This is a genomic window from Streptomyces sp. SID12488 (assembly GCF_010548275.1).
Taxonomy (GTDB): domain Bacteria; phylum Actinomycetota; class Actinomycetes; order Streptomycetales; family Streptomycetaceae; genus Streptomyces.
Genome location: NZ_JAAGLT010000028.1, coordinates 117,646 through 126,855 on the forward strand (window position 1 = coordinate 117,646; position 9,210 = coordinate 126,855).

Genomic DNA, 9,210 nt, shown 5'->3' on the forward strand with positions numbered 1-9,210 from the left:
GGGCCTTTCTAGGAGCGGCTGTGCGGGGTGCGCGGGGAGGCGGACGCGGGCGGGCCGGTCCAGCCCTCGGCCGGGCGGTCGAACCAGAGGTGGACCTGGCCGGTGCCGATGGAGTTCTCGTACTCGCCGTACTGACGTGCCTCGGCGACGCATGCCTGCTCGCCGAGGGCGCCGGCCATCATCAGGTAGTGGTAGAAGCGGGCCTCGGGCTTGTACTTCCAGAACTCGTCCATGGTGTCGAGGACCTTGCCGTGGCGGCCCTCCTTGAACCAGGCGATGCGCTCGTAGTCGGCATCGCGGGCCTCGGACGTGAAGATGTGGCCGGGGTCGCTCGACTCGTGGTCGCGAAGCTCGCGCAGCGGCCAGAAGGTGTGCGACAGCGCTCCGGAGGCGATCAGCAGCACGCGGCGGCCAGGGGTGGCGGCGATACCGTCCGCCAGGGCGCGGCCGAGCCGCAGGTGGTCCTCCATGTCACCGGTCTGGCAGACGCCTATGGTCACCCATCGCTTGTCCGGCAGCCCCTCGCCGAGGAACTTCCACAGGTTGATGGTGGCGTAGTAGATCGGGAGGTACTCGTCGTCGATCGCGGTGACCCAGGTGCCGTGCTTGTCGGCGAACCGGGCGATGTTGTGGGCCAGTTCGGGATCACCCGGGAAGTCGTACGGCATCCGGCACATGCCGCGCGGCAGTTCCTCGGAGGTGAACAGTCCGGCCCTGCGCTGCTGGGCGGTGACGACGAACTCGACGGTGGTGGCCCAGTGCGAGTCCAGGACCACGACGGTGTCGTAGTCGTCACTGTCGAAGACGTCCTCGCGGAGCTGTCGCAAGCCGGTGACGAGGGTGATCTCCTTGCCCTGGTTCAGCTCGAGCCGGTCCCCCTCCGGCAGCACGATGGTGGGGACGTGGGCGAGCAGACCCGCCCCGACGATTTCACCCATGGTCTTGCCATCCGTTCGGCGCGGTGACGGTGTTCTTGACGTCGCAGTAGAAGTCGAAGCTCCATGTGCCGCCCTCCCGGCCGACGCCCGAGTGGCGGGAGCCGCCGAAGGGAGCCTGGAGGTCGCGTACGAAGAAGCAGTTGACCCAGACCGTGCCCGCGACGAGCCGCGCGGTGACCCGCTCGGCGCGCTCGTGGTCGCCGGTGACGAGGGTGGCGGCCAGACCGAAGCGGGTGTCGTTGGCGAAGCGCACGGCCTCTTCCTCGTCGCCGAAGGTCTGGAGCGTCAGGACCGGACCGAAGACCTCCTCCTGCACGATCTCCGAGTCCTGGGCGACGTCGGTGAGGAGGGTCGGCTCGTAGTACAGAGCGTCCTTGCGCTTGGCGCCGATGACCGCGCGAGCCCCGTCGTCGAGCGCGCGACGCACGAAGCCGTCGATCTTCTCCAGCTGGCGCGGGTGGATGTTGGGGCCGAGGTCGGTGCCCTCGTCACGCGGGTCACCCTGCCTGAGCCGGCTCACCTTTTCCACGAACCGGCGGGTGAACTCGTCCGAGACCGTCTCCTCGACAAGGATGCGGGTCGCGGCCAGGCATACCTGTCCGGCGTTGTCGTACTGCTCCACCGCCAGGTCCACGGCGAGGTCGAGGTCCGCGTCGGCAAAGACCAACAGCGGAGACTTTCCGCCGAGTTCGAGGCTGAGAGGGGTGAGGTTGGCGGCGGCCGCCCGGGCGATGTGCTGGGCGGTGGGCACGGAACCGGTGAAGCTGATCCGGCGGACGTCCGGGTGCGAGACAAGAGGATTGCCGACCTCGGTGCCGTATCCCTGCACGACGTTGAGGACACCGGCCGGCAGCCCTGCCTCGGCCGCGATGTCGGCGAGCAGCGAAGCAGTGAGCGGGGACCACTCGGCGGGCTTGAGGATCACCGTGTTCCCGGCGGCCAGCGCCGGGGCGACCTTCCAGGTGGCCAGCATCAGCGGGGCGTTCCACGGCGTGATCAGCACGCACGGGCCCGCCGGGTCCCAGCTCACGTGGTTGGTGTGGCCGCGAGTGGCGAAGTCCTGATGCTCCAGCTTCAGCAGCCAGTCGGCGAAGAAGCGGAAGTTGTGCGCCACGCGCGGCATCACACCGCGGCGGTGGGAACGCAGGAGGGCGCCGTTGTCCAGCGTCTCGACATTGGCGAGGTCCTCGATGCGCTTCTCGACTCCGTCGGCGATGGCGTGCAGGATGCGGGCGCGCTCGGCGCGCGACGTGGCGGCCCAGGCGGGAAAGGCGGCGCGAGCGGCGGCGACGGCCGCCGCGGCCTCCGTCGCCGTGCCCCGGGAGATCTCTCCAAGGGTGCTTCCGTCGATCGGCGACACGTCGGTGAACGTCTCGACGGACGCCACGCGTTCGCCGCCGATCCAGTGCCGGGTGTCGACGGCGACCCCGGCCACCGTGGTGATGTGCTCGGTCATGTCCGGTCTCCAGGTCTTCTGATGCGTAAGGGGGGTTACTCGGCCTCGGAGGTGCCGGATTCCAGCAGTCGGCCGCCGTCCCAGACGACGCCCACCTGCCGGTAGTACGCGGCGATCGGCTCTCGGATCTCCAGCCGGGCCAGCTCTTCCGTCGGCGCCTCGAACAGCTCCAGTTCCGCATCGCCGACCCACGGTTGTCCGGCCTCGAAGGACGCGGCACCGGTCTCGATCAACTCGTCGAGCGCGAGGCCCTTGCCGTTCTCGATGGAGGGAAGCCAGCGGTGGTGGGCCATCGGGTGGCCGTTGACGAAGCCGTTGGTCTCGGACGGCTCGCGCAGGGTCACCACCGTCTGTGCCAGGCGTCGGTCGGCTGCGGCGAGGGTGGCGCCGAAGCGGGCTCCGGCCTCGATGCGCGGGGCCGGACCGTACAGGTGCGGGCGCGTCTGGTGGATCGAACCGAGCTTCTTCGGGTAGCCCTGGTGCAGCCCGCGGGCGATCGCGAAGTCCTTGTCGACCCAGATGTACACGCAGCGCGAGTACGTCCGCCCCTGGTACGAGCAGCGGACGACGGCGAAGGCCTCCTTGTACTGGGCGCGCACCGGGTCCAGCAGTTCCTCCTTCGTACCGGAGCAGGACTGCCAGTCGGCCCAGATCAGCGCGACCGCGCCCGGGTCCTCCTCGGCGAGTTCCAGCGGTGCGGGCAGCAACTCCCCTACACGTGCGGGATCAGTGCGGTACTCGATCGTGAGCAGGTCGCCGGAGTAGTGCCAGGGGGGTGAGGGGATCAGGGACGACGATCCGGTCGCCGTCTTGGGGTGGAAGTAACCACGGACGCTGGCCATGACGTTGGTTCCTTACGCGGTGAGGGCGGGCTGCCTGAGCAGCTGGGCGCGGTAGCGGGCGGCGCCGGTGGCGGCGGCTGGGCCGCCGAGGGCGACGACGCCGACGAGCTGCCCGCCGTCGGTGTGGTAGCCGACGAGCATGTCGCCGCCCGGATCGCCGGCCAGGACGCGGACGTCGGCGAGGCCGAGTACGGGGGAACCGAAGGACTGCAGCCGGAAGTCGTGCTGGTCGCTCCAGAAGGTGGGCAGCGGCGCGAACGGCGGCAAGTCGGCTTCCGCACCCGTGAGATGAGCCATCAGTGCCTTGGCCGCGTGCTTCGCGGTGTCGCCGGGGATCGACCAGTGCTCGACCCGGCGCGGTACACCGTCGTAGCGGGCATTGGGGAAGCGGGCGACGTCGCCGACCGCGACGACGTACGGCAGTCCGCCGACCCGCAGCTGCCCGTCGGTGAGCACGCCGTCGGTCAGGTCGAGACCGTTGCCGTCGAGCCACTCGGTGTTGGCGACGGAGCCGACCGACTCCACGACCACATCGGCCGGGAGTACCGTCCCGTCACTCAGTACGACCCCGATGACGTGCTCCTCGCCCTCGAACCCCGAGACCCCCGCACCGAGAGCGAAGCGCACACCGCGTTCCTCGTGCCGCCCCAGCAGCGCGCGGGCCGGCAGCTCGCCGAGTGGTCCGACCATGGGCAGCGGCAGTGGGTCGACCACGGTGACGTCCGTGACGCCGAGACCGACCGCGGTGGCGGCCACCTCACAGCCGATGAACCCGGCACCGATGACGACGACCTGGGCGCCCGGCCGGACCAGCTCCGCCCGCAGGGCCTGAGCGTCACCGAAAGTCCGTACGGTGTGGCGGCCGACCGCGGGGCCTTCGCAGCGCAGGCGCCGGGGACGCATACCCGTGGCGACGACCAGTCCGTCGAAGGGCAGCTCCTCGCCGCTGTCGAGCACGACGACCCGCTCGGCGAGTCGGGCGCTCGTGACGCTCGTACCGAGCCGCCACTCCACGTCGGCCGCGCTCGCCTTGGGAGTGAAGGCCAGGGATTCGAACGACGCCTTTCCGGCCAGCGCTTCCTTGGAGAGAGGCGGCCGGTTGTACGGCATGTGGGGCTCGTCACCGATCACGGTGATCGCGCCGGTCCACCCGACGCCGCGGAGTTGTTCGGCCGCGCGCAGGCCGCCCATGGAGGCCCCGGCGACGATGATGCGCTGCGTCGTCATGCCGCTCAGTCCTCGATCCGGATGGCCTGTAGCGGACAGACGTCCGCGGCCTCCTCGACCTCGTCGCGCAGGGTGTCGTCCGGGTCGCTGACGTAGGCCAGCCGTCCGTTGTCGTCCAGCTGGAAAACGTCGGGGGCCGCGAAGACGCACTGTCCGTGGTCCTTGCACTTGTTCATGTCGACGACGACCTTCATTGCCGGTCCTCCTGGAAGGTGGGTGCGCCGGAGCGGGCGGGAGAGAGGGGCAGGGGCGGGATGGAAGGGCCCGGCCAGTGGCCGGGCCCCCAGCCACAGGGGTACGGGAAGCCGAACCCCTGACTCGTTTGGCTTCAAACAACATAGGAAGCCGCCACGCTCTGGTCAATACCTATCCGGATGGATAAATTCTTTGGCACACCCCCTTGCGGGAAGGTGGCCACCTCCATACCGTTTGGCTTCAAATGATTGACCGGGGCTTCACGACCGCGGCATCGCCCGGCGCCCCAGCCAGTCTTCGCTCCGCCACCCTCCCCCCGGGCTCGACGCCCGAGAGGTGCCCCGAATCCGCCGAGGAGACATCGGTGAGCGCTCACGACACCCCATCCGTCCGCCGGCACCAGGACCGGCTCGCCGCCGAGGGCATCGACGTGGTCCGGGTGACCTACCCCGACCTCATCGGCACCGACCGCGCCCGCGACGTGCTGCTCGACCACCTGCCGTCGGCCTGCGAGCACGGCCTGGCCTTCTGTCGCGCCGTCTACCACACCACCCCGCGCGGCGACGTCGTCGCGATCCAGGGCGGCATCGATGCCGGCCTGCCCGACATCTCCGTGCGACCGGACCTGAGCACCCTCGCAAGCGTGCCCTGGGAGCCCGGCGTTGCGTGGTGTCTCGGTGACACGACCGACCCGGCGACCGCCGCCCCGGCCGCGGAGTCGCCGCGCGATCTGCTGCGCTCGGTGCTGGCCCGATGTACGGACGCGGGTCTGAGCCCGATCGTCGGCCCGGAGCTGGAGTACTTCCTCCTCGAAGAGGACGCCACCGCGCCGAACGGCTGGCGGCGCAGCCCCACCGTCACCGGGTCCGTCTACACCGCCGGCCTGCGCGCCGACCCCGACAACCACCTGCTGCGTACCCTGCGACAGCTGCGCGACCTCGGTATCGGCGTCATCACCGGCAACCACGAGTTCGACGGCGGCCAGTACGAGATCAACCTGACCCACTCCGACGCCCTGGACGCCGCCGACCGGGCATTCCGCTTCAAGGCCGCTGTCAAGGAACTGGCTCGCAAGGAAGGCAAGTTGGCCACCTTCATGGCCAAGCCCTTCAACGATTCGGGCGGCTCCGGCTTCCACCTGCACTTCTCCTGCGTCGACGCCGACGGCCGCAACGTCTTCGACGACCCGGCCGGCGCCTTCGGTCTCTCCGGCAACGCCCGGCACGCCATCGCCGGCCTCCTCACCCACGCCCCGGCGCTCGCCGCGCTGCTCAACCCGACCGTCAACTCGTACAAGCGCTTCGGGCCCGACACCCTCGCGCCCTGGCTGATCAACTGGGGCCTGGACAACCGAAGCGCCATGGTCCGCATCCCGCCCGAGCGCGGCTCCGGCGCCCGCCTGGAGCTACGGCTCGGAGACGCCGGCGCCAACCCGTATCTCGCGATCGCCGCGCTCACCGCCGCCGCCCTGCTCGGCGTCCAGGAGGGCAAGGAGCCGCCCGCGCCGCTGGAGGGCTACGGCTACGACCTGGAGAAGTCCCAGGTCCTGCCGATGAACCTGACCGCCGCGCTCGACGCCCTGGAAGCCGACGTAGAGCTCATCGAACTGCTGGGCAAGGACTTCACCGCGTCCTTCCTCGCCTACAAGCGCGACGAGGCCGAACGCTTCCAACGGCACGTCACCGACTGGGAGTTCGCCGAGTACTCCTACCACCTCTGAGCACCCCGCCAGGAGCACACCATGACGAGCACCCTGAACACCACCGACACCCACCACGCCCCCGACGACCCGATGCCGCTGGACGAGGTCGACCTCGCCGACAACGACAAGTTCCTCGACGGCGTCACCCCCTGGCGCATGTTCCACACCCTGCGCCACCAGGACCCGGTCCACTGGCAACCGGAGCCCGAGCCCAACCACGGCTTCTGGGCCGTCACCCGGCACGAGGACATCGCCCGCGTGGGACGCGACCCGCAGACCTTCACCTCCACCAAGTTCGCCAACCTCGAAGAACTCGACGACGACCAGATCAAGAAGCGCGCCTCCATCCTGGAACTGGACGGCGTACGCCACCGTGCGATGCGCAGCCTGCTGCAGCGTCAGTTCGGCCAGGGCGTCATCAACGAGTACGCCGACTTCCTGCGCGGCCTGACCGCCAGGACGCTGGACACGGCCCTCGCCAAGGGCACCTTCGACTTCGTCGCCGACGTCGCCGCCGACTTCCCCATCAACGTCCTCGCCCGGCTCCTCGACGTCCCCCCGGAGGACAACCAGCAGCTCATCGACTGGGGCAACCGGATCATGGGCAACACGGACCCCGACTACGCCGATGTCCTCCTCCACAGCGAGGAGAGCGAGCAGTACAAGGATCTGCCCTTCCGCAGCCCGGCCTCGCTGGAGGTCTTCGAGTACGGACGGGAGCTGGTCCGCCAGCGGAGGGGCGGCACCGGCACCGACCTGATCTCCAGGCTCATCAACCAAACCCCGCGCGACGGCGTCCCGCTCTCCGCGCAGGACTTCGACAACTACTTCCTGCTGCTGGTCGTGGCCGGCAACGAGACCACCCGGCACACCATCTCGCACTCCATGCTGGCCCTCATCCAGCACCCCGAGCAGCTGATCAGGCTCCAGGAAGACCCCTCTCTCATCCCGGTCGCCGTCGAGGAGTTCCTGCGCTGGGCCACGCCCGTCTACCACTTCCGCCGTACCGCGACACGCGACGTCGAACTCGGCGGCAAGCAGGTGAAGGAGGGCGACAAGGTCGTCATGTGGTACGCCTCCGGCAACCGCGACGAAGAGGTCTTCGGCAACCCGTACGACTTCGACGTCACCCGCCAGGACAACGACCACCTCACCTTCGGCAAGGGCGGCCCCCACCTGTGCCTGGGCAACCTGCTCGCCCGCACCGAGATCCGCATCATGTTCGAGGAACTGATCCCGCGCCTCGCCCGCATCCGCCTCGCCGGCGACGTCCCCCGGGTCCGCTCCAACTTCGTCAACGGCATCAAGAAACTGCCGGTCGAGGTCACCCTCGCCTGACCGCCTGTACACAGAGCTGTGGCCACCCGGACCGCTGGGTGCCCACAGCTCTGTGTGTTTGCGGCGGCAACACTCTGATCGCGGCCGTTCGGAAGGACATGGTCGCACCAAAAGGTCTTGCCGTTCGGGGCTCTGCCGGTCTTCCATCTCCCGGTGAGCTGGGCGACCAAGCCCGGCTCCAGCGCCCGCCTCATATCTCGGCAACAGGCCCCGTTATGCGCCGGCCTGGCGACAGGGCGGCCAGACGGGTTCGACATGCTGGCGACTCACGCGGTGGTGTCGGCTGAGCGTGTGCGGGTCCGCGAAATCGATGACGATGAGAGTCAGCGGCTGCTGCGGATCGTCCGCCGAAGTACCGGATCGGTGGTGACCTGGCGCCGAGCACAGATGGTGCTCTTATCGGCCCAGGGCATGGGCGTGGCCAAGATTGAAGTTTCCCCGAGATCTTGGACACGGCGTTGTTATGCCGCGAGGGCCTGATGTTGCCGGTAGCGCAGGCGTGTTTCGTGGGGCGTGAGGTAGCCCCAGTGGATGTGCTTGCGTAGACGGCGTCTGTAGTAGAAGGTCTCGATGAAGTCGAAGATGCCGGCTCGGGCGGTGGCCCGGTCGGTCCAGAAGCGGATGCCGATCTCTTCTTTCAGGACGGCCCAGAAGCTCTCCGCGGCGGCGTTGCCGAAGCAGCTTCCGGTTCGGCCCATGCTTTGCCTGTGCCCCAACTCGCCTATTTCCGTGCGGAGTTGGGTGGAGGTGTATTCCGATCCGCAGTCGCTGTGGATCACGCAGCCGGGCTCCAGGCGACCCAGCGCGGCGGCCATGTCCAGGGCGTCGACGACGAGTTCGGCGCGGTGGTGGTCGGCCACCGAGTACCCGATCACTTCCCGGGTGGCCAGGTCCAGCCACGAGGCGAGGTAGAGCCAGCCTTCGGCGGTGGGGATGTGGGTGATATCCCCGACGACCTTCGTTCCGGGGCTGGTGGCGGTAAAGTCCCGGCCGATCAGGTCGGGAGCTGGGGCGGTCTTGCTGTCGGCCTTGGTCAGACTGCGGCGTCCGGTGCGCCGGCTGTTCCCGGCGATGCCGTATTGCCGCATGACCCGCTCCACCCGTTTGCGGTTGACCAGCCGGCCCTGTCGGCGCAACGCGGCGGTGACACGCGGGACGCCCTAGTTGTGCCGGGACGCGAGGTGGATCACCGTGATTTCGTGGGCCAGGGCCTCGTCGTCCCGCCGCCTTGCTTCGCGGGCTTTCCGGCCGGCCACCCATGCGTAGTACGTTGAGCGGGCGGTCTTCATCACCTTGCACAGCAGTGTGACCGTGTAGTTCGCCTTCTCCGCATGGATGAACCGGCAAATCGTGCTCACCGGTCGCTCTCCTTCGCGAAGAAGGCGGTCTTAGATTCAACCGGTCAAGGCAACACTCTCGGCCGGGGTGCGGAATCCCAGGCACTTGCGCGGACGGTTGTTGAGCTTCGTCGCGATGGCGTCGAGGTCGTCCTGGCTGAACGTCGACAGGTTT

General features: G+C 68.9%; 8 protein-coding genes and 2 pseudogenes. 2 read left to right on the forward strand and 8 right to left on the reverse strand.

What is annotated here, in order from left to right:
- Nucleotides 1–8: 8 nt before the first annotated feature.
- The 5 genes from G3I56_RS33040 to G3I56_RS33060 are packed head-to-tail and all read right to left on the reverse strand — an operon-like array spanning nt 9 to nt 4,657.
- Nucleotides 9–938: a 3,4-dihydroxyphenylacetate 2,3-dioxygenase gene (locus tag G3I56_RS33040; RefSeq protein WP_164415465.1), complete on the reverse strand. Its 930-nt coding sequence runs from the start codon at nt 936–938 to the stop codon at nt 9–11.
- Complete coding sequence (locus tag G3I56_RS33045; protein WP_164415467.1) at nt 931–2,394, reverse strand: aldehyde dehydrogenase; 1,464 nt, start codon at nt 2,392–2,394, stop codon at nt 931–933. The genes G3I56_RS33040 and G3I56_RS33045 overlap by 8 nt, the downstream gene beginning before the upstream one ends.
- A gap of 35 nt (nt 2,395–2,429) precedes the next feature.
- Nucleotides 2,430–3,236, reverse strand: a complete 807-nt coding sequence (locus G3I56_RS33050) for an acetoacetate decarboxylase family protein (protein ID WP_164415469.1) — start codon at nt 3,234–3,236, stop codon at nt 2,430–2,432.
- A gap of 12 nt (nt 3,237–3,248) precedes the next feature.
- The gene (locus G3I56_RS33055) at nt 3,249–4,463 is read right to left on the reverse strand and encodes an FAD-dependent oxidoreductase (protein WP_203691192.1); all 1,215 of its coding nucleotides are present in this window, start codon (nt 4,461–4,463) and stop codon (nt 3,249–3,251) included.
- Between the two features lie 5 nt (nt 4,464–4,468).
- Entirely contained in the window at nt 4,469–4,657 is a 189-nt protein-coding gene (locus G3I56_RS33060; protein ID WP_037898529.1) for a ferredoxin, read from the reverse strand.
- 365 nt (nt 4,658–5,022) lie between these two features.
- On the opposite strand from G3I56_RS33060, the gene G3I56_RS33065 reads away from it, so the two are divergent.
- Together G3I56_RS33065 and G3I56_RS33070 are read left to right on the forward strand one after the other, a co-directional pair.
- Nucleotides 5,023–6,378, forward strand: a complete 1,356-nt coding sequence (locus G3I56_RS33065) for a glutamine synthetase family protein (RefSeq protein WP_164415471.1) — start codon at nt 5,023–5,025, stop codon at nt 6,376–6,378.
- A 21-nt stretch (nt 6,379–6,399) separates the two neighbouring features.
- Nucleotides 6,400–7,698 carry a cytochrome P450 gene (locus G3I56_RS33070; protein ID WP_164415473.1) on the forward strand — a complete coding sequence of 433 codons (1,299 nt, stop codon included), beginning with the start codon at nt 6,400–6,402 and terminating at the stop codon, nt 7,696–7,698.
- A 461-nt stretch (nt 7,699–8,159) separates the two neighbouring features.
- Here G3I56_RS33070 and G3I56_RS33075 read toward each other — a convergent pair.
- The 3 genes and pseudogenes from G3I56_RS33075 to G3I56_RS44270 form a co-directional block, all read right to left on the reverse strand.
- A pseudogene (locus G3I56_RS33075) lies at nt 8,160–8,846 on the reverse strand (IS3 family transposase); the annotation flags it as partial.
- A gap of 12 nt (nt 8,847–8,858) precedes the next feature.
- Nucleotides 8,859–9,056, reverse strand: a complete 198-nt coding sequence (locus G3I56_RS33080; RefSeq protein WP_164415475.1) for a hypothetical protein — start codon at nt 9,054–9,056, stop codon at nt 8,859–8,861.
- Between the two features lie 36 nt (nt 9,057–9,092).
- Nucleotides 9,093–9,210, reverse strand: a pseudogene (locus G3I56_RS44270) (IS30 family transposase); the annotation flags it as partial.